This is a genomic window from Enterobacter cloacae complex sp. 394I7 (assembly GCF_057320345.1).
This window is the reverse complement of record NZ_JBXWCR010000004.1, coordinates 124,805-147,280: the sequence shown is the minus strand read 5'-3', so window position 1 is coordinate 147,280 and position 22,476 is coordinate 124,805. Positions and strand designations below refer to the sequence as shown.

General features: G+C 54.7%; 23 protein-coding genes and 1 pseudogene. 14 read left to right on the top strand and 10 right to left on the bottom strand.

Annotated elements, in window-relative coordinates:
• Positions 1-353 precede the first annotated feature (353 nt).
• From cyoA to AC2FAP_RS16510, 6 genes are all read left to right on the top strand, one after another.
• A complete protein-coding gene (gene cyoA / locus AC2FAP_RS16535) occupies positions 354-1,301 on the top strand; it encodes a cytochrome o ubiquinol oxidase subunit II (protein ID WP_008503322.1) in 948 nt (315 codons plus the stop codon).
• A gap of 16 nt (positions 1,302-1,317) precedes the next feature.
• Positions 1,318-3,309 carry a cytochrome o ubiquinol oxidase subunit I gene (cyoB, locus tag AC2FAP_RS16530; protein WP_014168864.1) on the top strand — a complete coding sequence of 664 codons (1,992 nt, stop codon included), beginning with the start codon at positions 1,318-1,320 and terminating at the stop codon, positions 3,307-3,309.
• Positions 3,299-3,913 carry a cytochrome o ubiquinol oxidase subunit III gene (locus tag AC2FAP_RS16525; protein WP_014168863.1) on the top strand — a complete coding sequence of 205 codons (615 nt, stop codon included), beginning with the start codon at positions 3,299-3,301 and terminating at the stop codon, positions 3,911-3,913. The genes cyoB and AC2FAP_RS16525 overlap by 11 nt, the downstream gene beginning before the upstream one ends.
• Entirely contained in the window at positions 3,913-4,239 is a 327-nt protein-coding gene (locus AC2FAP_RS16520; RefSeq protein WP_006176899.1) for a cytochrome o ubiquinol oxidase subunit IV, read from the top strand. Before AC2FAP_RS16525 ends, AC2FAP_RS16520 begins: the two co-directional genes overlap by 1 nt.
• Positions 4,240-4,250: 11 nt before the next feature.
• Entirely contained in the window at positions 4,251-5,138 is an 888-nt protein-coding gene (gene cyoE / locus AC2FAP_RS16515) for a heme o synthase (protein ID WP_014168862.1), read from the top strand.
• 149 nt (positions 5,139-5,287) lie between these two features.
• A complete protein-coding gene (locus AC2FAP_RS16510; RefSeq protein ID WP_032681561.1) occupies positions 5,288-6,649 on the top strand; it encodes an MFS transporter in 1,362 nt (453 codons plus the stop codon).
• Positions 6,650-6,681: 32 nt separating this feature from the next.
• Here the strand turns inward: AC2FAP_RS16510 and AC2FAP_RS16505 are convergent, their stop codons facing one another.
• The gene (locus AC2FAP_RS16505; protein ID WP_020885215.1) at positions 6,682-7,173 is read right to left on the bottom strand and encodes a YajQ family cyclic di-GMP-binding protein; all 492 of its coding nucleotides are present in this window, start codon (positions 7,171-7,173) and stop codon (positions 6,682-6,684) included.
• A gap of 203 nt (positions 7,174-7,376) precedes the next feature.
• Between AC2FAP_RS16505 and panE the strand changes: the two genes are divergently transcribed.
• Both panE and yajL read left to right on the top strand, forming a co-directional pair.
• On the top strand, positions 7,377-8,288 hold the full coding sequence (gene panE / locus AC2FAP_RS16500) for a 2-dehydropantoate 2-reductase (RefSeq protein WP_014168859.1): 912 nt from the start codon (positions 7,377-7,379) through the stop codon (positions 8,286-8,288).
• Entirely contained in the window at positions 8,251-8,844 is a 594-nt protein-coding gene (gene yajL / locus AC2FAP_RS16495) for a protein deglycase YajL (protein WP_020885217.1), read from the top strand. Before panE ends, yajL begins: the two co-directional genes overlap by 38 nt.
• 45 nt (positions 8,845-8,889) lie before the next feature.
• Here yajL and thiI read toward each other — a convergent pair whose 3' ends face one another.
• The gene (gene thiI / locus AC2FAP_RS16490; protein WP_014168857.1) at positions 8,890-10,338 is read right to left on the bottom strand and encodes a tRNA uracil 4-sulfurtransferase ThiI; all 1,449 of its coding nucleotides are present in this window, start codon (positions 10,336-10,338) and stop codon (positions 8,890-8,892) included.
• 311 nt (positions 10,339-10,649) lie between these two features.
• Between thiI and xseB the strand changes: the two genes are divergently transcribed.
• From xseB to AC2FAP_RS16470, 4 genes are all read left to right on the top strand, one after another.
• A complete protein-coding gene (xseB, locus tag AC2FAP_RS16485; RefSeq protein WP_008503331.1) occupies positions 10,650-10,892 on the top strand; it encodes an exodeoxyribonuclease VII small subunit in 243 nt (80 codons plus the stop codon).
• The gene (ispA, locus tag AC2FAP_RS16480) at positions 10,893-11,792 is read left to right on the top strand and encodes a (2E,6E)-farnesyl diphosphate synthase (protein WP_014168855.1); all 900 of its coding nucleotides are present in this window, start codon (positions 10,893-10,895) and stop codon (positions 11,790-11,792) included. It begins immediately after the preceding gene.
• 24 nt (positions 11,793-11,816) lie between these two features.
• On the top strand, positions 11,817-13,679 hold the full coding sequence (dxs, locus tag AC2FAP_RS16475) for a 1-deoxy-D-xylulose-5-phosphate synthase (RefSeq protein WP_410383702.1): 1,863 nt from the start codon (positions 11,817-11,819) through the stop codon (positions 13,677-13,679).
• Between the two features lie 63 nt (positions 13,680-13,742).
• Entirely contained in the window at positions 13,743-14,717 is a 975-nt protein-coding gene (locus AC2FAP_RS16470) for an aldo/keto reductase (RefSeq protein ID WP_014168853.1), read from the top strand.
• Positions 14,718-14,798: 81 nt separating this feature from the next.
• Here the strand turns inward: AC2FAP_RS16470 and thiL are convergent, their stop codons facing one another.
• The 5 genes from thiL to nrdR all read right to left on the bottom strand — a co-directional run bounded on the left by thiL (position 14,799) and on the right by nrdR (position 18,405).
• On the bottom strand, positions 14,799-15,770 hold the full coding sequence (gene thiL, locus AC2FAP_RS16465; protein WP_176586834.1) for a thiamine-phosphate kinase: 972 nt from the start codon (positions 15,768-15,770) through the stop codon (positions 14,799-14,801).
• A 78-nt stretch (positions 15,771-15,848) separates the two neighbouring features.
• A complete protein-coding gene (gene nusB, locus AC2FAP_RS16460) occupies positions 15,849-16,268 on the bottom strand; it encodes a transcription antitermination factor NusB (protein ID WP_006809908.1) in 420 nt (139 codons plus the stop codon).
• A gap of 21 nt (positions 16,269-16,289) precedes the next feature.
• Positions 16,290-16,760, bottom strand: coding sequence for a 6,7-dimethyl-8-ribityllumazine synthase (gene ribH / locus AC2FAP_RS16455; RefSeq protein WP_006176874.1), 471 nt, complete (start codon positions 16,758-16,760; stop codon positions 16,290-16,292).
• 87 nt (positions 16,761-16,847) lie between these two features.
• Complete coding sequence (gene ribD, locus AC2FAP_RS16450) at positions 16,848-17,951, bottom strand: bifunctional diaminohydroxyphosphoribosylaminopyrimidine deaminase/5-amino-6-(5-phosphoribosylamino)uracil reductase RibD (RefSeq protein ID WP_063435362.1); 1,104 nt, start codon at positions 17,949-17,951, stop codon at positions 16,848-16,850.
• Positions 17,952-17,955: 4 nt separating this feature from the next.
• Positions 17,956-18,405 (bottom strand): transcriptional regulator NrdR, encoded by a 450-nt coding sequence (gene nrdR, locus AC2FAP_RS16445; protein ID WP_008503337.1) that lies wholly within the window; start codon positions 18,403-18,405, stop codon positions 17,956-17,958.
• Between the two features lie 152 nt (positions 18,406-18,557).
• On the opposite strand from nrdR, the gene AC2FAP_RS16440 reads away from it, so the two are divergent.
• Together AC2FAP_RS16440 and AC2FAP_RS16435 are read left to right on the top strand one after the other, a co-directional pair.
• Complete coding sequence (locus AC2FAP_RS16440) at positions 18,558-19,097, top strand: SadB/YajI family lipoprotein (RefSeq protein ID WP_025204974.1); 540 nt, start codon at positions 18,558-18,560, stop codon at positions 19,095-19,097.
• Between the two features lie 268 nt (positions 19,098-19,365).
• Positions 19,366-20,247 (top strand): annotated as a pseudogene (locus tag AC2FAP_RS16435) (nucleoside-specific channel-forming protein Tsx); the annotation flags it as partial.
• A 48-nt stretch (positions 20,248-20,295) separates the two neighbouring features.
• On the opposite strand, the gene AC2FAP_RS16430 reads toward AC2FAP_RS16435, so the two are convergent.
• The 3 genes from AC2FAP_RS16430 to secF form a co-directional block, all read right to left on the bottom strand.
• Complete coding sequence (locus AC2FAP_RS16430; protein WP_014168847.1) at positions 20,296-20,976, bottom strand: helix-turn-helix transcriptional regulator; 681 nt, start codon at positions 20,974-20,976, stop codon at positions 20,296-20,298.
• A gap of 14 nt (positions 20,977-20,990) precedes the next feature.
• On the bottom strand, positions 20,991-21,356 hold the full coding sequence (locus tag AC2FAP_RS16425) for a VOC family protein (RefSeq protein WP_020885224.1): 366 nt from the start codon (positions 21,354-21,356) through the stop codon (positions 20,991-20,993).
• 142 nt (positions 21,357-21,498) lie between these two features.
• On the bottom strand, positions 21,499-22,470 hold the full coding sequence (secF, locus tag AC2FAP_RS16420; RefSeq protein WP_020885225.1) for a protein translocase subunit SecF: 972 nt from the start codon (positions 22,468-22,470) through the stop codon (positions 21,499-21,501).
• Positions 22,471-22,476: the final 6 nt, after the last annotated feature.

Here is a 22,476-nt window from a genome sequence, read left to right as displayed (position 1 = left end):
CAATTGCAGAACGCTATTTTTCATTAAACGATTCAGCATCAGAGAGTTTGATTTTTCGTTTTTTAGTTGTCTTTTTATTGATAATTAATTGTTAATTTTTTGTTTATTTTTCACAATGGTTATACCAATTGCCCCTTTTAGGGTATGCTTGGGGGTCCTTTCGTTATAAAGCCCATGCCATGCGGCTTACGTCTTAAAAAGCGACATAATTTGCAACACTTGTGACATGTGCGGCAGAACCCGGTAACACCTTCCTGACACAGGTCTAATGATGTTTACAGTAATGTAACCTTCCCGTAAAATGCCCCCACACTTTAAACGCCACCAGACTCCCGTGGAATTGAGGTCGTTAAATGAGACTCAGGAAATACAATAAAAGTTTGGGATGGTTGTCATTATTCGCAGGCACTGTATTACTCAGTGGCTGCGATTCTGCACTACTTGACCCCAAAGGACAGATTGGACTGGAACAACGTTCACTGATATTGACGGCTTTTGGCCTGATGTTGATTGTGGTTATTCCAGCCATTTTGATGGCTGTTGGTTTCGCCTGGAAGTATCGTGCGAGCAATAAAGATGCGAAGTATAGCCCTAACTGGTCACACTCCAATAAAGTGGAAGCTGTGGTCTGGACGGTACCTATCCTGATCATCCTGTTCCTTGCCGTACTGACATGGAAAACCACTCACGCACTTGAGCCAAGCAAGCCGCTGGTTCACGATGAAAAACCGATTACCATTGAAGTGGTCTCCATGGACTGGAAATGGTTCTTCATCTATCCGGAACAGGGCATTGCCACCGTGAATGAAATCGCCTTCCCGGCGAACACTCCGGTTCAGTTCAAAGTGACCTCCAACTCCGTAATGAACTCCTTCTTCATCCCACGTCTGGGTAGCCAGATTTACGCGATGGCCGGTATGCAGACTAACCTGCACCTGATCGCGAATGAAGCAGGCACCTACGATGGTATCTCCGCCAGCTATAGCGGCCCGGGCTTCTCAGGTATGAAGTTCAAAGCTATCGCGACGCCAGACCGTGCCGCTTTCGACCAGTGGGTTGAAAAAGCGAAGCAGTCTCCAAACACCATGTCTGACATGGCGGCGTTCGAAAAAGTGGCAGCACCTAGCGAATATAACAAGGTGGAGTACTTCTCTAACGTGAAACCCGATTTGTTCAAAGACGTTATTGGCAAATTTATGGATCACGGCAAGAGCATGGACATGACCCAGCCTGAAGGTGAGCATAGCGCACACGAAGGTATGGAAGGCATGGACATGAGCCACGCGGAAACCGCTCACTAAGGGGCCGAGGAAGAAAATGTTCGGAAAATTGACACTGGATGCAGTGCCCTACCATGAACCCATTATCGTGGTTACGGTTGCTGCAATTATCATCGGTGGCGCAGCCTTACTGGCCTTGATCACTTACTTCGGTAAGTGGAGCTACCTGTGGAACGAGTGGCTGACTTCGGTTGACCACAAAAAACTGGGTATCATGTACTGCATCGTCGGTATCGTCATGTTAATTCGTGGCTTTGCGGATGCGATCATGATGCGTAGCCAGCAGGCACTCGCGTCTGCGGGTGAAGCCGGCTTCCTGCCGCCGCATCACTACGACCAGATCTTTACCGCCCACGGCGTTATCATGATCTTCTTCGTGGCGATGCCGCTGGTTATCGGTCTGATGAACGTTGTCGTTCCGCTGCAAATCGGCGCGCGCGACGTAGCGTTCCCGTTCCTGAACAACCTGAGCTTCTGGTTCACGGTTGTCGGCGTTATCCTGGTTAACCTGTCACTGGGTGTGGGCGAATTTGCGCAGACCGGCTGGCTGGCTTACCCGCCGCTTTCGGGAATTGAGTACAGTCCGGGCGTTGGCGTCGATTACTGGATTTGGGCACTTCAGCTCTCCGGTGTCGGTACAACCCTGACCGGTATCAACTTCTTCGTGACCATTATCAAGATGCGTGCCCCTGGCATGACCATGTTCAAGATGCCGGTATTTACCTGGGCATCTCTGTGCGCCAACATCCTGATTATTGCATCATTCCCAATTCTGACCGTCACCATCGCGCTGCTGACCCTGGACCGCTACCTGGGCACCCATTTCTTTACCAACGATATGGGTGGCAACATGATGATGTACATCAACCTGATTTGGGCCTGGGGTCATCCGGAAGTGTATATCCTGGTTCTGCCGGTCTTCGGTGTGTTCTCCGAAATCGCAGCAACCTTCTCGCGTAAACGTCTGTTTGGTTACACCTCTCTGGTGTGGGCAACCGTGTGTATTACCGTTCTGTCGTTCATCGTTTGGCTGCACCACTTCTTCACCATGGGTGCTGGCGCGAACGTAAACGCCTTCTTCGGTATTACAACCATGATTATCGCAATCCCTACCGGGGTTAAGATCTTCAACTGGCTGTTCACCATGTACCAGGGCCGTATCGTGTTCCACTCAGCAATGCTGTGGACTATCGGCTTCATCGTCACCTTCTCCGTGGGTGGGATGACCGGTGTACTGCTGGCGGTACCGGGTGCTGACTTCGTTCTGCACAACAGTCTGTTCCTGATTGCGCACTTCCATAACGTTATCATCGGTGGTGTGGTCTTCGGCTGCTTCGCTGGCGTAACCTACTGGTGGCCAAAAGCGTTCGGTTTCACCCTGAACGAAAAATGGGGTAAACGCGCATTCTGGTTCTGGATCATCGGCTTCTTCGTTGCATTTATGCCGCTGTACGTGCTGGGCTTCATGGGTATGACCCGTCGTCTGAGCCAGCAGATTGATCCACAGTTCCACCCAATGCTGATGGTTGCAGCGGGCGGTGCCGTGCTGATTGCTTGTGGTATCGCGTCTCAGCTGATTCAGTTCTACGTTTCTATCCGCGACCGCGATCAGAACCGTGACCTGACCGGTGACCCATGGGGTGGCCGTACGCTGGAGTGGGCAACCTCTTCTCCACCACCGTTCTATAACTTCGCCATTGTGCCGCAGGTCCATGAACGCGACGCATTCTGGGAAATGAAAGAAAAAGGTGAAGCGTACAAGCAACCTGCTCATTACGAAGAGATCCACATGCCGAAAAACAGCGGTGCGGGCATTGTTATTGCCGCCTTCGCAACGGTATTTGGCTTCGCAATGATCTGGCACATCTGGTGGATGGCGATTGTTGGCTTCGCCGGCATCGTAATCAGCTGGATTGTGAAGAGCTTTGACGAGGACGTAGACTACTACGTACCAGTCCGTGAAGTCGAAAAACTGGAAAACCAGCATTTCGATGAGATTTCTAAAGCGGGGCTGAAAAATGGCAACTGATACTTTGGCGCACTCTACTGCCCACGCGCATGAACATGCGCACCACGATACAGGACCGACGAAAGTCTTCGGTTTCTGGATCTACCTGATGAGCGACTGCATTCTGTTCTGCTGTCTGTTCGCAACGTATGCCGTTCTGGTGAACGGCACTGCGGGCGGTCCGGCTGGCAAGGACATCTTTGAACTGCCGTTCGTTCTGGTAGAAACCGCGCTGCTGCTGTTCAGCTCCATCACCTACGGCATGGCGGCTATCGCCATGTACAAAAACAACAAGAGCCAGGTTGTCTCCTGGCTGGCGTTGACCTGGCTGTTTGGTGCTGGCTTTATCGGGATGGAAATCTATGAATTCCATCACCTGATTATGGAAGGCTTCGGGCCGGATCGTAGTGGCTTCCTGTCTGCGTTCTTCGCACTGGTAGGGACCCACGGTCTGCACGTAACGTCTGGTCTGATCTGGATGGCAGTACTGATGTTCCAGATCTCCCGTCGTGGCCTGACCAGCACTAACCGCACGCGTATCCTGTGCCTGAGCCTGTTCTGGCACTTCCTGGACGTTGTGTGGATCTGTGTGTTCTCTGTTGTATATCTGATGGGGGCGATGTAATGAGTCATTCAAACGATCATGGCGCTTCCCACGGTAGCGTAAAAACCTATATGACAGGTTTCATCCTGTCGATCATTCTGACGGTGATCCCGTTCTGGATGGTGATGAGCGGTTCTGCGTCTAAGCCGGTTATTCTGGGTGCAATCCTGGTAACCGCGGTGATTCAGATTCTGGTGCATCTGGTTTGCTTCCTGCACATGAACACCAAGTCCGATGAAGGCTGGAACATGACGGCTTTCATCTTTACCGTGATTATCATCGCTATCCTGGTAGTCGGTTCCATCTGGATTATGTGGAACCTTAACTACAACATGATGGTTCACTAAGAGCGGCGAGTATGTTTAAGCAATACCTGCAAGTCACGAAACCAGGCATCATCTTTGGCAACCTGATCTCCGTAATTGGGGGGTTCCTGCTGGCCTCTAAAGGCAGCATCGATTACACCCTCTTTATCGCTACGCTGGTCGGTGTGTCGCTGGTTGTTGCATCCGGTTGTGTATTTAACAACTACATCGACATGGATATCGACAAGAAGATGGAAAGGACTAAAAATCGGGTGCTGGTTAAAGGCCTGATCGCCCCTTCCGTCTCGCTGGTGTACGCCACCTTGCTGGGTATTGCTGGCTTTATGCTGCTGTGGTTTGGCGCTAACCCTCTGGCCTGTTGGCTGGGGGTGATGGGGTTCGTCGTCTATGTGGGCGTTTACAGCCTGTATATGAAACGCCACTCCGTCTACGGAACGCTGATTGGTTCTCTTTCCGGCGCTGCGCCGCCGGTGATTGGCTACTGCGCCGTCACGAACGAGTTCGACAGCGGTGCGCTGATCCTGCTGGCTATCTTTAGCCTGTGGCAGATGCCGCACTCCTATGCCATCGCGATTTTCCGCTTTAAGGATTATCAGGCAGCGAACATCCCGGTTCTGCCGGTCGTGAAGGGCATTTCCGTGGCTAAAAACCACATCACGCTGTACATCATCGCCTTTGCCGTGGCAACGCTGATGCTCTCTCTGGGCGGTTACGCCGGGTACAAATACCTGGCGGTAGCGGCTGCGGTGAGCGTCTGGTGGCTCGGCATGGCCCTGCGCGGCTACAAAGTGGAAGATGACAAGGTCTGGGCACGTAAGCTGTTCGTGTTCTCCATTGTCGCTATCACTTCGCTGTCGGTGATGATGTCTGTGGATTTCATGGTGCCTGATTCACACAACCTGCTGACTTACGTCTGGTAAGTCACACCAGGTGAATAAAAGGGTGCTTCGGCACCCTTTTTTATTCATCGAATCCATTAATAACGCATGTAATATTTGTTAAATAACCCTTTATTTACCCCGCCCCTTCCCCGCACTACACTATGGCCTGCTTTTGAATTGAGGTGGTAATGAACGATTATAAAATGACGCCAGGCGAATTGCGCGCGACCTGGGGTTTAGGGACTGTTTTCTCGCTACGGATGCTTGGCATGTTTATGGTCCTGCCTGTTCTGACCACGTACGGCATGGCGCTACAGGGTGCCAGCGAAGCGCTGATTGGCCTGGCGATTGGCATCTACGGTCTGGCTCAGGCGGTATTTCAGATCCCGTTTGGCCTGCTCTCGGATCGGGTTGGCCGTAAACCGCTGATTGTCGGCGGCCTGCTTATTTTTGTGCTCGGCAGCGTGATAGCCGCCCTCTCCCACTCCATCTGGGGAATTATTCTTGGTCGCGCCCTGCAGGGCTCTGGCGCGATTGCCGCCGCCGTGATGGCGCTGCTGTCAGACTTAACGCGTGAGCAGAATCGCACCAAAGCGATGGCGTTTATCGGCGTGAGCTTTGGCGTCACTTTCGCGATTGCGATGGTGCTCGGGCCTATCATCACCCATAAACTCGGTCTGCATGCCCTGTTCTGGATGATTGCCGTGCTGGCGACCGTCGGTATTGCGCTGACCCTTTGGGTGGTGCCGGACAGCAAAAACCACGTCCTTAACCGTGAATCCGGGATGGTGAAAGGCTGCTTCAGCAAAGTGCTGGTGGAACCGCGCCTGCTTAAACTTAACTTCGGCATCATGTGTCTGCACATCCTGCTGATGTCGACCTTTGTCGCCCTTCCCGGTCAGCTTGCCGCCGCGGGCTTCCCTGCCGCGGAGCACTGGAAAATCTATCTGGTGACCATGCTGATTTCGTTCGTCTCGGTCGTGCCGTTCATCATCTACGCCGAAGTGAAACGCAAGATGAAGCGCGTATTCATTGGCTGCGTGGCGGTGCTGCTGATTGCCGAGATTGTGCTCTGGGGATCCGGCCCGCACTTCTGGGAACTGGTGGCCGGCGTGCAGCTCTTCTTCCTGGCCTTTAACCTGATGGAGGCCCTGCTGCCATCGCTGATTAGCAAGGAGTCCCCGGCCGGCTATAAAGGCACAGCAATGGGGATCTACTCCACCAGCCAGTTTATCGGCGTGGCTATCGGGGGCTCGCTCGGCGGCTGGGTGGACGGCCTGTTTGATTCGCAAACCGTGTTCCTCGCGGGCGCACTGCTGGCGATGGTCTGGCTGCTGGTCGCCAGCAGCATGAAAGAGCCGCGCTACGTCAGCAGTCTGCGGGTCGAAATTCCTGAGGATGTTGAGATTACCGACGCGCTAAAACAGCGTCTTGAAGCAACGGAGGGGGTAAGTGAAGTGCTTATTGCCCCACAAGAGCGCAGCGCTTACGTCAAAATAGACAGTAAAGTGACTAACCGCTTCGAAATCGAGCAGGCTCTCAAAGCCTGAAAAAATGCCCGGTAAAACCGGGCATTTTTGTCTTAATCGCGGAAGTTCTTGAACTGGAACGGCTGCCCCAGATCGCCGCCACGTACCAGCGCCATAACGGCCTGCAGGTCATCGCGGGATTTACCGGTCACACGAATTTCTTCACCCTGGATTTGCGCCTGAACCTTGAGCTTGCTGTCCTTGATGAGCTTAACGATCTTCTTCTGAACCGCGCTCTCAATACCCTGCTTCAGTTTGGCTTCGACAAACCAGTTTTTACCGCTATGCACAAACTCGTCTGGTACATCCAGTGAGGTGCCTTCAATGCCGCGTTTAAGCAGCTTGGCGCGCAGAATATCCAGCAGCTGGTTAACCTGGAAATCAGATTCGCTCAGGACCTTAATGGTCTTATTCGCATCGTTCAGCTCGAAAGTTGCCTCAACGCCACGAAAGTCGAAACGTGACTCAACTTCACGGCTTGCGTTTTCAACGCCGTTGCGGACTTCCTGGATATCAACTTCGGAAACAATATCGAAAGATGGCATCTTTTCTTCTCCCTTCATTTTTGTTGCGTTGCATAATACCCGCTACAAGGCAGATACCCCAAATAATTCGAGTTGCAGCTATCCCTGGCCGCTCACGTGAGGAAACACCGCACAGATGTCACAGGGTTTACTCAACAGAAGCTTAGCTGACGGCGCTATACTTAGGCCGTAACACCTGGCGCAGTTGCAGGTGAGGAGGAACAATGAAAATTACAGTGCTCGGATGCGGAGCCCTTGGACAGCTATGGCTGACCGCGCTTTGCAAGCACGGACATGAGGTACAGGGCTGGCTGCGCGTGCCCCAGCCCTATTGCAGTGTGAACCTGATTGACGAAGACGGAAGTATATTCAACGAATCACTCACCGCGAACGATCCGGATTTTCTGGCGCAAAGCGATCTGCTGCTGGTCACGCTCAAAGCATGGCAGGTTTCAGATGCGGTAAAGACGCTGGCCGCGCAACTTCCCCCAGACTCCCCCATTCTGCTGCTGCATAACGGCATGGGAACCATTGATGAGCTGAAAAGCATCCCGCATCCCTTGTTGATGGCGACCACCACGCACGCTGCACGCCGCGATGGCAACATTATCGTGCATGTCGCCAGCGGCGTAACGCACATGGGCCCCGCCCGTACGCAGGATGGTGACTACAGCTATCTGGCGGATGTTCTGCAGAAGGTGCTGCCGGACGTGGCCTGGCATGACACTATCCGCCCGCAGCTGTGGCGCAAGCTGGCGGTTAACTGCGTGATCAATCCGCTGACGGCGCTGTGGAACTGCCCGAACGGGGAACTGAAAAATCATCCGCAGGAAATTGCCACCCTGTGCGCGGAGGTCGCCTCGGTTATCGAACGTGAAGGCCTGCATACCTCGGCGGAGGATTTACGCTATTATGTTGAGCAGGTAATTGAAAGTACTGCAGAAAACATCTCCTCGATGTTGCAGGACATTCGGGCATTACGCCACACAGAGATTGATTACATCACGGGCTATTTGCTTAAACGCGCCCGCGCCCACGGCATTGCCGTGCCGGAAAATGCCCGTCTGTATGACCTGGTTAAACGTAAGGAGAGTGAATATGAGCGCGTCAGCACTGATCTGCCTCGCCCCTGGTAGCGAAGAGACAGAAGCCGTCACCACCATTGATTTGATGGTGCGTGGCGGCATTAACGTGACCACCGCCAGCGTCGCCAGCGACGGTAATCTGACCATCACCTGTTCACGCGGCGTAAAAATCCTCGCCGATGCACCGCTTGTGCAGGTGGCCGACGGGGATTACGACATCATCGTACTGCCGGGCGGCCTGAAGGGCGCGGAGTATTTTCGCGACAGCCCCCTCCTGGTCGAAACTGTCAGGCAATTCCATCTGTCGGGGCGCATCGTTGCGGCAATTTGTGCCGCAGCCGGCACGGTTCTGGTGCCGCATAACATTTTCCCGATCGGGAATATGACCGGTTTTCCGGGACTGAAAGAGACCATTCCTGAAGAGCAATGGGTGGATAAACGTGTGGTCTGGGATCCGCGCGTCAATCTGCTCACCAGCCAGGGGCCGGGTACCGCGATCGATTTTGGACTGAAGATTATCGACCTGCTGGTCGGGCGTGAGAAAGCCTACGAGGTGGCGTCGTCGTTAGTGATGGCGGCGGGGATTTATAATTTTTACGAAGCGTAGCGTGTAAAGAAAGCCGGGTAAGCGAAGCCGCCACCCGGCAAACGGTTAAGGGCGATAGACCTTCACATTCGCAAAGCCCTGCTCGCGCAGATACAGCGCCTGCAGACGGCTCATCACCCCGCGCTCGCACCACAGCAGATACGTTTTGCTCTGGTCGAGATCGCCGAATTTGGTGCTCAGCTTGTAGAACGGCAGGGAAACCACGTCCACGCCTTCAACCTGCAGCGGTTTGTCATCCTGTTCATCAATGGAACGGATATCCAGAATCGCGTCGTTGGCACCGAAACCGCTGACGGTTTCAACTTCAACCACTTCCTGCTCGGTCTGCTGGGCAATCTCGCGGATATCGATGTTGGTCGCTTCCGCCACCACCTTCTCCAGAATGCCGAAATCGAAGTTCTCTTCTTCGGCTTCGATTTTCGCCTTCACCGCTTTGACGGTCGGGCTTTTTGAGATCACACCGCAGTATTCCGGCATGGTGCGGGCAAAATCTTCGGTACCGATTTTGCGCGCCAGATCGATGATGTGCTCTTTATCGTAGGAGATCAGCGGACGCAGGATCAGGGTATCCGATACGTTGTCGATAAGACGCAGGTTGGTCAGGGTCTGGCTGGAGACCTGGCCCAGCGCTTCACCGGTGACCAGCGCCTGCACGCCGTAGCGCTCCGCCACTTTGGACGCTGCACGCACCATCATGCGCTTCAGCACCACGCCCATCTGACCGTCGTCCACTTTTTCAAGGATTTCGCCGACCACTGGCTCAAAGTTGATCGCCACAAAACGCACGCGGTGGGAGCTGCCGAAGCGGTTCCACAGATAGTGCGCAACCTGACGTACGCCGATTTCATGCGCCGCACCGCCCAGGTTAAAGAAGCAGTAGTGTACGCGACAGCCGCGGCGCATCAGCATATAGCTGGAAACACCGGAGTCGAAACCGCCGGAGATCAGCGACAGGACATCTTCCTGCGTGCCGATTGGGAAACCGCCGATACCTTCATAACGGCCTTTCACCAGCAGCAGGCGATCGTTTTCGATCTCCAGGTTAACGGTCACGTCCGGGTTAGTCAGGCGCACGCGGGCGCTCTCAACGTGCTGATTGAGGCCGCCACCCACATAGCGCTCCACTTCAATGGAGCTAAACTCATGCTTACCACGACGCTTCACGCGCACGCAGAAGGTTTTGCCTTCAATCTGATCGCGGTACTGCACCAGCGCTTTTTCAAAAATGTCATGCAGGGAGGTGTAAGGAACGTCTTCCACTTCCAGAATATGGTGAATGCCCGGAATACGGGTCAGCGCGTCGCGAATATCCTGACGTTTGTTTTCATCTTTCGCGCGAACCTCAACGTGGTCCCAGTGACGCACCACGGCGAGCGTTTCGTCGTAGTGTTTTAATACGTTACGAATGTTCCCGGTGAGAATTTTAATAAAGCGCAAACGCACAGATTGGCTTTTGATGGTGATTTCAGGGAACAATTTAATGATAAACTTCATGGCGGCAATGTTTCTTAGGCAAGCTTAAGGCTTGTAATGGAAAATGAAATATACACAAAATCATTCAGGTGGCATCAACGCGGCGAGTCACAGCCCCCCGCAAGCTTACGCGAGTAAGTAACGGAAAGGCGCAACGTAGCCCAAACAGAGACAACCTGAAGGATGACGTGTATAGCAGCCCACACCCGTGGCTGCATCCAGGCGCGCAAGTATATCATCTTCACGCCGCTCCTGTGCACATTGCGCGTTATTTGATAATTGCCCCGAGTCCGTTACCATGTCGGGGCTGAGAATATAAGAGTCAATTCACTATGCCGAAGAAGAACGACGCACCGGCCAGTTTTGAAACTGCGCTGAGTGAGCTGGAGCAGATTGTCACCCGCCTTGAGAGCGGCGATTTACCGCTGGAAGAGGCGCTCAATGAATTCGAGCGCGGCGTGCAGCTGGCGCGCCAGGGGCAGGTCAAACTGCAGCAGGCCGAGCAGCGCGTGCAGATCCTGCTGTCCGACAGCGAAGACGCTAAAACTACGCCATTCACACCGGACGCCGAGTAAATGGATTTCGCCAACGAGCTTCAGGCATGCGTCGCGCGTGCCAACGATGCGCTGCGCCGTTTTATTGAGCCACAGCCTTTTCAGAACACTCCACTGGTTGAAGCCATGCACTATGGCGCACTCTTGGGTGGAAAGCGCCTGCGTCCGTTTCTGGTTTACGCCACGGGCAACATGTTTGGCATCAGCGCTAACACGCTGGACGCCCCGGCTGCCGCCGTTGAGTGCATCCATGCCTACTCGCTGATCCACGATGATTTGCCGGCCATGGACGACGACGATCTGCGTCGTGGCCAGCCTACCTGCCACATCAAGTTTGGCGAAGCGAATGCCATTCTGGCGGGGGATGCCCTGCAAACCCTGGCGTTCTCGATTCTGAGCGATGCGCCGATGGCCGAAGTGGCCGACCGTGACCGTCTGTCGATGATCTCTGAACTGGCAATGGCCAGCGGCGTCGCCGGTATGTGTGGCGGTCAGGCACTGGATCTGGAAGCGGAAGGACGTCAGGTTAATCTGGAACAGCTGGAGCGTATTCATCGCCATAAAACGGGCGCATTGATTCGTGCAGCCGTTCGTCTGGGCGCCCTGAGCGCGGGTGAACAGGGGCGCAAAGCCCTGCCGATACTGGACAGATACGCAGAAAGTATCGGTCTGGCATTCCAGGTTCAGGATGACATTCTGGATGTGGTGGGCGATACTGCAACATTGGGTAAACGTCAGGGTGCGGATCAGCAGCTTGGCAAAAGTACCTACCCCGCCCTGCTGGGTCTTGAGCAAGCCCAACGTAAAGCCCGGGATCTGATAGAGGATGCCCGCCAGTCGCTGAATCAGCTGGCCGCGCAATCACTGGATACTTCGGCACTGGAAGCGCTAGCGGACTATATAATCCAGCGTGATAAATAAACACACTATCTCGATGAGCCTTTGATGAGTTTTGATATTGCCAAATACCCGACACTGGCGTTAGTTGACTCCACCCAGGAGTTACGCCTGTTGCCGAAAGAGAGCCTGCCGAAGCTGTGCGATGAGCTGCGTCGCTACCTGCTCGACAGCGTAAGCCGCTCCAGCGGCCATTTCGCCTCCGGGCTTGGCACGGTAGAGCTGACCGTGGCGCTGCATTATGTCTATAACACGCCGTTCGATCAGCTCATCTGGGATGTCGGCCACCAGGCCTATCCGCATAAAATTCTGACCGGACGTCGCGATAAAATTGGCACCATTCGTCAGAAAGGCGGCCTGCATCCGTTCCCATGGCGTGGCGAGAGCGAGTACGACGTATTAAGCGTCGGACACTCCTCCACCTCGATTTCTGCGGGTATCGGTATTGCGGTGGCAGCCGAAAAAGAGAATAAACAGCGTCGTACCGTCTGCGTCATTGGCGATGGGGCGATCACTGCCGGTATGGCCTTTGAGGCCATGAACCACGCGGGCGATATCAAGCCAGACATGCTGGTTATCCTTAATGATAACGAAATGTCGATTTCCGAAAACGTGGGCGCGCTGAACAACCATCTGGCGCAGTTGCTCTCCGGCAAGCTTTACTCCTCACTGCGTGAAGGCGGAAAAAAAGTCTTCTCCGGCGTACCGCCAATCAAAGAACTGCTTAAACGCACCGAAGAACACATCAAAGGCATGGTCGTGCCGGGTACGCTGTTTGAAGAGCTGGGCTTTAATTATATTGGTCCGGTGGACGGGCATGACGTTCTGGGGCTTGTCACCACGCTGAAAAACATGCGTGACCTGAAAGGCCCACAGTTCCTGCATATCATGACCAAAAAAGGCCGTGGCTACGAACCGGCGGAAAAAGATCCCATCACCTTCCACGCGGTACCGAAATTCGACCCGAGCAGCGGTTGCCTGCCCAAAAGCAGCGGCGGCATGCCGAGCTATTCAAAAATCTTTGGCGACTGGCTGTGTGAAACCGCCGCTAAAGACAATAAGCTCATGGCGATCACCCCGGCCATGCGTGAAGGTTCTGGCATGGTGGAGTTCTCCAAAAAATACCCGGACCAGTATTTTGACGTTGCCATTGCCGAGCAGCACGCGGTGACCTTTGCGGCAGGCCTGGCGATTGGCGGTTATAACCCGGTTGTCGCCATTTATTCTACCTTCCTGCAACGCGCCTACGACCAGGTGATCCATGACGTTGCCATCCAGAAGCTGCCGGTCCTGTTTGCTATCGACCGCGCAGGCATTGTGGGTGCTGACGGCCAGACGCACCAGGGGGCATTTGACCTGTCGTTCCTGCGCTGCGTCCCGGATATGGTCATCATGACGCCAAGCGATGAGAACGAATGTCGTCAGATGCTGTTTACCGGCTACCACTATCAGGATGGCCCTAGTGCGGTGCGCTACCCGCGCGGCAATGCCGTCGGCGTTGAACTGCAGCCGCTGGAAAAACTGCCGATAGGTAAAGGTCTGGTGAAGCGTCGCGGTGAGAAAGTGGCGATCCTGAACTTTGGTACGCTGATGCCGGAGGCCGCGAAAGTGGCTGAAACGCTGAATGCGACCCTCGTGGATATGCGCTTTGTGAAGCCGCTCGACGAGGCCCTGATCCTGAGCATGGCGGAATCTCATGACGTGCTGATCACGCTGGAAGAAAACGCCATCATGGGCGGCGCGGGCAGCGGCGTGAACGAAGTGCTGATGGCTAACCGTAAAGCCGTGCCGGTACTGAACCTTGGTCTGCCGGATCATTTCATTCCGCAAGGCACCCAGGACGAAGCCCGTGCGGCGATTGGCCTGGATGCGGCCGGCATTGAGTCGAAAATCCGTTCCTGGCTTGCCTGATCCCTCCCCTTTTCCGCTCCTGCTATGCTTAAACGTATTGTTTAAAAAAGCAGGAGCGGAACCATGCAATACACGACATTAGGAAAAACAGACCTTCAGGTTTCCCGACTTTGCCTGGGATGCATGACCTTTGGCGAGCCAGACCGGGGAAATCACGCCTGGACGCTGCCGGAAGAGAGCAGCCGCCTTATCATCAAACGCGCACTCGACGGCGGGATTAACTTTTTTGATACTGCCAACAGTTACTCCGACGGCAGCAGTGAAGAGATTGTCGGCCGCGCCCTGCGCGATTTTGCCCGCCGTGACGATGTGGTCGTCGCCACCAAGGTATATCACCAGGTGGGTGATTTGCCTGAAGGTCTTTCCCGTGCGCAAATCCTGCGATCCATTGATGACAGCCTCCGGCGCCTGAATATGGATTATGTCGACCTGCTGCAGATCCACCGCTGGGATTACAACACGCCGATTGAAGAGACGCTGGAAGCCCTTAACGATGTGGTTAAGGCCGGGAAGGCACGTTACATCGGCGCATCGTCTATGCACGCTTCGCAGTTTGCCTCAGCGCTTGACCTTCAGGCGCAGCATGGCTGGGCACGGTTTGTCACCATGCAGGATCACTACAACCTTATCTATCGCGAAGAAGAGCGCGAGATGCTGCCGCTCTGCTATCAGGAAGGTGTCGCGGTGATCCCATGGAGTCCCCTGGCGCGCGGACGCCTCACCCGACCATGGGGAGAGACCACCGCCCGCTCGGTGTCGGATGCGTTCGGTAAAACCTTATACGAAGGTACGGAAGCCAGCGATGCGTTGATCGCCGAGCGTTTAGCGGGGATTGCCGATGATACCGGTGCCACGCGTGCGCAGGTAGCGCTGGCGTGGTTGCTGAGCAAACGCGGAGTCGCGGCACCGATTATCGGTACATCGCGGGAAGAACAGCTGGATGAGTTGTTGAGTGCCGTTGATTTAACGCTGACGCCTGAGCAAGTTGCCGAGCTGGAAACGCCGTACCAGCAGCATCCGGTGGTCGGGTTTAAGTAAGCCCTCGCCCTGCCCCTCTCCCAAAAGGAGAGAGAACAAAACCCCTCGGCCGGGTAAGCGCAGCGCTACCCGGCAGACGAATCACGCAAAGTGGTCGTAACCCTTCCAGTCAAGCGTAACCGGCGCGCCATCACGCACAAATTTCAGCCCTTCACTTTCCGGCATAATCTGTCCGATACAGGTAAACTTCGCCCCAAGGTGAGCTAGCGCCACGTCCAGCGTTCCCCGGTTCAGCTCCGGTACGGTAAAGCACAGCTCATAATCTTCGCCGCCGGAGAGCGCCCAGCGCAGAGCCTGCTCGGGTTCCACATGGCGAAGCAATGGCTCTGACAGCGGGAACAGATCCAGATCTACGCGCGCGCCCACACCGCTGGCCTTCAGAATATGGCCGAGATCGGAGATAAGCCCGTCAGAGAGATCGATAGCCGAGCTTGCCCGCTCGCGCAGCGCCTGGCCGTGCAAAATACGCGGCGTTGGGCGCAGATGGCGTTTCACCAGATATGCCGCATCGTCGGCATCCTTGACGCGTAAGCGGTCCTGGAGGATTGCCAGCCCTGCGGCGCTGTCGCCCGGCGTGCCGGTCACGTAGATCCAGTCACCCGGCTTTGCGCCCGAGCGTTTCAGCGCCCGGCCCAGCGGGACATAGCCGTGGATCGCAAGCGTCATCGACAGCGGCCCGGCAGTGGTGTCACCGCCAATCAGCTGCATATCGTAGTAGTTGAGCTGATCAAACAGCGCATCGCTAAAGGCTTCAAGCCAGTCTTCGTCCACATCGGGCAGCGTCAACGCCAGCGTCAGCCACGCGGGATCGGCGCCCATGGCCGCTAAATCGCTTACGTTGACCGCCAGCGCTTTATACGCCAGATCGGCGGGATCGATATCAGGTAAAAAATGACGTCCGCACACTAAGGTGTCGGTGCTGATTGCCAGCGTCTGTTTTTCGGGAATATTGAGAAGTGCGCAGTCATCGCCAATGCCGGTTTCAACATCAAGACGAGAGGTTCTGACACGGTCGAAATAACGGGCAATCAGGGAGAATTCGCCGCATGCCATACGTTATGCCTCAGCAAATTAAATAAAAAAACCGGAGCCGCACTGCCCGGCAGGCAATGCAAAACTCCGGTTTGCGGATCACTTTTTGTGGGGACGGATCGCAGGTGCGGCTTTATCCAGCACGCCGTTTACAAATTTATGGCTGTCTTCAGCGCCGAAGGTTTTCGCCAGTTCGATCGCTTCGTTGATGGCCACTTTGTACGGCACATCATCACGTTTAGACAACTCAAACAGCGCGATACGCAACACTGCTTTCTCAACCTGACCCAGCTCTTCGAGCAGACGGGACAGATATGGCTTCATCAGACCATCGAGATACGCGCTATTAGTCGCCACTCCCGACAGCAGTTCACGGAAGTACAGAACGTCAACGTCTTTCACGTCCTGTTCTGACAGGAACTGGTATTCAACATCAGCGATGTCGTTCTGGGACAACTGCCAGGAGTAAAGTGCCTGGACGGCACATTCACGGGCGCGGCGACGAGCAGCAGGTTTCACGGAATTCCCCTTACAAAAAAATCAGGCCTTAATGGCTTTCAACACATTGATCATTTCAAGCGCGGTCAGTGCAGCTTCTGCACCTTTGTTACCGGCTTTGGTACCAGCGCGCTCAATGGCTTGTTCAATACTTTCGGTAGTCAGCACGCCAAACGCGACAGGAATTTCAGCATCCTGCGCAACGTGTGCCAGACCATTGCTTGCACCGCCTGCAACGTATTCGAAGTGTGCAGTGCCACCACGAATAACGGTACCCAGCGCAATCACCGCGTCGTATTTACCGGTTTTCGCCAGCGCGCCCGCTGCCAGTGGCAGTTCATAAGCACCTGGAACCCAAACAACGGTAATGTTGTCATCTTTAACCTGGCCGATACGTTTCAGGGCGTCAATGGCACCTTCCAGCAGGCTGTCGTTGATGAAGTTGTTGAAACGCGCAATGGTGATGGCGACGCGAGCGTCCGGGGTAGCTACAGCAGCTTCAATAATGTTCATACTCTTCCTTTACGGGTTCATTTGGCCCCGCAGGGGGGCGGATTTTATCATAATACTTTGCGCACTGCTTCCCTATTTCAGGAGCAATTACGCTGGCGTTAAATGGAGGCAGACATCCGGGCCCACCGGACGAATCTCGCTAAATTTGAGTTGTGGTGCATCGCCAAGTTTTTCAAGACCCGGCAGCACAAACAGACCACGCGCATCGGTACCCAACAGTTTAGGTGCTACGTAGACAATCAGCTCATCCACCAGCCCGGCCTGCAGCAGCGCGCCGGCCAGCGTCGGTCCCGCTTCTACCCAGATACTGTTCACCTGTTGCTTACCAAGCAGCATCATCAGCACCACTAAGTCGAGGTGCCCGTTATGCTCTGGCACCATGATGCTGCGTACGCCTTGCGGCCATTCACGCGCATCGTCCTGCGTGCGTGCAATCCAGGTTTCGCCCGGCTGTTGCACGATGCGGTGCGCAGGCGTGATGCGATTCTGGCTATCGATGACAATACGCAGCGGCTGACGCAGGTTTTCTTGCGGGTAGCACGCCTGGGTATCGGCATTCAGTTCATCCCAGCGCACGGTCATGGCAGGATTATCAGCCAGAACCGTTTCACTGCTGGTGAGGATAGCATGGCTTTGCGCGCGCAGACGTTGCACATCGCGCCTTGCCTGCGCAGAGGTGATCCACTGGCTCTCGCCGTTCGCCATCGCCGTGCGACCATCCAGTGAGGCCCCAAGCTTAAGCTGAATGTACGGGAACCCGGTGCGCATGCGCTTCAGGAAGCCTTTGTTGATCGCTTCTGCATCCTGCATCATCAGACCGTGACTGACGTCAATCCCTTCCTGCTGCAGTCGATACAGGCCGCGTCCGGCAACCTGCGGATTGGGATCCTGCATCGCCGCGACAACGCGCGCGACACCCGCTGCAATCAGTGCTTCGCAGCACGGCGGGGTACGACCGTGGTGGCTGCAGGGTTCCAGCGTCACGTAGGCCGTTGCACCGCGCGCCTTTTCGCCGGCCATGCGCAGGGCATGAACTTCGGCATGGGGCTCACCGGCACGGTAGTGAAACCCTTCGCCCACGATCTCGCCATCGTTGACAATGACGCACCCGACGTTAGGGTTGGGATGGGTGGTAAAACGACCGCGCTGCGCCAGCTTCATGGCTCGCGCCATGTAAATCTCATCCTGCATGAGCTTAATCCTGTAAGCGGGCGATCTCTTCGCCAAACTCTTTGATATCTTCGAAACTGCGGTACACAGAGGCGAAGCGGATATAGGCGACCTTATCGAGCTTTTTCAGTTGCTCCATCACCAGGTTGCCAATCATCTTGCTTGGCACCTCGCGCTCACCCAAACCACGAAGGTAAGATTTTATGTGGTTTAACGCCATTTCGACGTCATCTGCACTGACAGGGCGTTTTTCCAGCGCCTTGAGCATCCCGCTGCGCAGTTTCTCTTCGTTAAACGGCTCACGCACGTCGTTACTTTTTACCACGCGCGGCATTACCAGCTCTGCAACCTCAAAGGTCGTGAAACGCTCGTTGCACACCAGACATTGCCGGCGGCGGCGTACGGAAGACCCTTCGCCCACAAGGCGAGAGTCGATAACTTTGGTATCCACAGCGGAGCAGAATGGGCAATGCATACGGTATCCCTGTTATGTGGTTAACTGATTTTCATTTTACCCTGATCTGGCCTGACAACAAAGGAAGAGCTTTTTGAGACAAAGGATCTATGCCTGTTGATGCGATGCTGGCTACCATTACGGAGATCCGTTATTTCAAGGAAATAAACGCAATGACAAGACGTTACCTGAAAATATTGCTGGTGGGGAGTCTGTTTACCCTTAGCGCCTGTGCACAGCAAACCGAAGTCCGTCAAATGAAACAAAGCGTGAATACGCTCAATACCGCGATGGACAAACTGAACAAAGAAACCGTGAAGATCACCCAGCAAAACGCGCTGAATGCCAAATCCAGCAGCGGGGTTTATCTGCTGCCCGGGTCTAACACCCCGGCGCGTCTCAACAGCCAGATTGGCACGCTGAAAATGTCGCTGGTTAACGTGGCGGCCAATGCGGATGGTACTCGCGCAACATTACGCATTCAGGGGGAATCCAACGATCCTCTGCCAGCCTTTAGCGGCACCGTCGAGTGGGGGCAGATTCAGGGCACCACCGAGAACTATCAGGAAGTGAACGTGAAGAGCCAGCTGTTCACCGCACCCGCCAGCGTGCTGGCCCCGAGCGATGTTGACATTCCGATCCAGCTGAACGGACTTACGCCGGATCAGTTAGGTTTCATCCGCATTCACGATATCCAGCCCGCCGCGCAGTAATCCCCTTTCAGCGGAGTGCAATGTCACTCCGCTAACATTTACAATCCGCAAAGATTGGCAACAGAAATCATTGCCGCTACAATCCCCGCCGTTTAAAGTACGCAAACGTGAACGCAATCGATTACGCGTGTGAGAGATATGTGAAACAACACATATTTTTGTGAGCAAGGATTCCTATAATAGGCTCCGCAGAAACACGAAATATTTAGAAACGCAATTCGCGCATTTTTCACTCCCGGAAGGGAATTTCAATCAGTGGCATGATTATGAAAAAACATTACTCGCGGCTGGCGCCGTGCTGGCACTCTCCTCCACTTTCACTGTTAACGCAGCGGAAAACGATAAACCACAATACCTCTCCGACTGGTGGCACCAGAGCGTTAACGTGGTCGGCAGCTATCACACCCGTTTCGGACCACAGATCCGCAACGATACCTACCTGGAGTACGAAGCCTTCGCCAAGAAAGACTGGTTCGATTTCTACGGCTATATGGATGCACCGGTCTTCTTCGGCGGTAACACCGATGCGAAAGGTATCTGGAACCACGGTTCACCCCTGTTCATGGAGATCGAACCCCGCTTCTCCATTGATAAGCTGACGGGCACCAGCCTGGCGTTTGGTCCATTCAAAGAGTGGTACTTCGCGAACAACTACATCTACGACATGGGCCGTAACGCGTCCGGTCGTCAGAGCACCTGGTATATGGGTCTGGGTACCGACATCGATACCGGTCTGCCAATGAGCCTGTCCCTGAACGTCTATGCGAAATACCAGTGGCAGAACTACGGTGCCGCGAACGAAAACGAGTGGGATGGCTACCGTTTCAAAGTGAAATACTTTGTGCCAATTACCCAGCTATGGGGCGGTAACCTGAGCTATATCGGTTTCACCAACTTTGACTGGGGTTCAGACCTGGGCGACAACGACTTCCGTGACCTGAACGGTAAGAAAGCGCGTACCAACGACTCCATCGCCTCCAGCCACATCCTGGCGCTGAACTACGATCACTGGCACTACTCCGTTGTTGCGCGTTACTGGCACAACGGCGGTCAGTGGAACGATGACGCAAGCCTGAACTTCGGCAATGGCGACTTCAGCGTACGTTCTACCGGCTGGGGTGGTTACCTGGTTGTCGGTTACAACTTCTGATGTGAAAGAAGGCAAAAACGGACAAAGCCAGCTGATATGCTGGCTTTTTTATTGCTTCACCTTACGCAGAAAATCCGCCAGCGATCGCTCCGCGCTTTCGCTAAAACGCCTCTGCGTGAGCGTAATATTCAGACACCTGTCGAGCCGGAAGCAGCGGTAGTCATCACGCCGTTCACACCACGCGGCCAGCAGCCAATGCTCTCCCCAGAAGAACAGCCCCAGCGGCTGAATGTCGCGCCATGTCAGATGCCCGGCTTCATCACGATAATGCAGCGCCAGTACGCACTGGGCAGAAATAGCCTGATGAATAACATCAAAGTCGCTGCGCGAATGCGGCTGAAGCGCAATATCCGGCGCATATATCCGCGTCTGTTCCGCCTTACGTCGGCTCTCCTCGGGCAGGATCGCCAGTACCTTCTCCTGCGCCGACTCAAGCTCACGCGAGAGCGAGTCGCCCCCCCAGGTTTTAAGCAGACGGATGGCGACCATCAGCGCTTCAGATTCTTTGTTCGTCAGCATCAGCGGAGGTAAGTCAAAACCCGACATCAGCCGATAGCCGCTTCCCGCCTCCCCTTCCACCGGCACGCCGGAAAGCGACAGGTCGCGGATATCACGGTATACGGTCCGTTCCGATACGCTCAACCTGTCCGCCAGATGCGCTGCCGTTGTCAGACGCCTGCCTCTCAGGATCTGCACAATCTGAAACAAACGGTCAGCGCGTCGGGTCATATCGTATTCAGCTCTCAGGCAGGTTGATGGAGGCCGACGCGATTACCTTCGCTGTCGGTAAACAAGGCTATGGTGCCAATGCCACGCGGCAATTCCAGCGGGCCAAACACGCACTCGCCACCCGCAGACGCGATGCGATCGAGCGTTGCCGCCAGGTTGTCAGTATGCAGGTAAATAATAGCGCCCTGTACGGACGGTGTAATGCCCTCAAATTTTGCCAGCGCGCCGCCGGTGGCCGGATCGTCATGCGGGAAAACGGCTAACTCAGCCACATCCATTTTCTCTCGTCTCAGCTGTACCTGCATCACGGGCTCATAAAATTTGATAGCGCGATCCATATCGGCGACCGGAATTTCAAACCAGTTAATCACACTTTTCATACATCCTCCTGCCTGTTGTTTGGGTTCGAAAAGAGTCTACGACAGGGCTCCTGACAGCATACTGTCAGGAGTGTTTGGCAGGAGCAGATAAAAAAAATCCCGGTCAACAGACCGGGATTTCAGGAACGAACGACACGTCGTCTTACGGCAGAATAGACGGCTGGTCCGCCCCTTCTTTCTCGACTTTCTGCTGGAGCAGGTGCTCGCGCTTCATGCCAAGTTTCAGTGCCAGTGCGGAGGCGACGTAGATAGACGAAGCCGTACCGATAGAGACACCGATCAGCATGGTCAGCGAGAAGCCTTCCAGTACCGGGCCACCGAAGAGGAACAGCATCAGGATCACCATCAAGGTGGTTCCAGATGTGATCAACGTACGGTGCAGCGTCTGGGTCAACGACACGTTAAAGATTTCGTACGGCGTACCGCGACGGATCTTACGGAAGTTTTCACGAATACGGTCAGATACCACGATACTGTCGTTCAGTGAGTAACCGATAACGGACATCAGGGATGCCACGATTGTCAGGTCAATCTCAATGTGGAACAGAGACAGTATGCCCATGGTGATCACCACGTCGTGCGCCAGGGCGATAACCACACCCGCCGCCAGTCGCCACTCAAAGCGGAAACCGACGTACACCAGAATGGAGATCAGAGCCACCAGCAGCGCCATCGCACCGGTTTGCGCCAGGTCAGCACCTACGCTTGGCCCGACGAACTCGATACGCTTAACCGTCGCATGCTGGTTGGTTGTTTCGTTAACCACGTTAACAACCTTGCTGCCCAGCTCCTGGCTGCCGTTCGCATCGTGCACCGGCGGCATACGCACCATGATGTCACGGCTGCTGCCGAAGTTCTGCAGCAACGGCTCTTCAAAGCCCGCTTTCTGCAGAGACTGGCGCATCTGGTCCATATCGACCGGTTTTTCCAGGGAGATCTCAATTACCGTACCACCGGTGAAATCAAGACCCCAGTTAAAGCCTTTCACGCCCATCACGATAAGGGAGAGGATCAGCAGTAAACCTGAAATGCCGAAAGCCCAGTAGTCCCAGCGCATAAAGTCCCAGACTTTACGGCCGTGGTTCAATTGTTCAACAGTATATTCCTGTGCCACAACGCA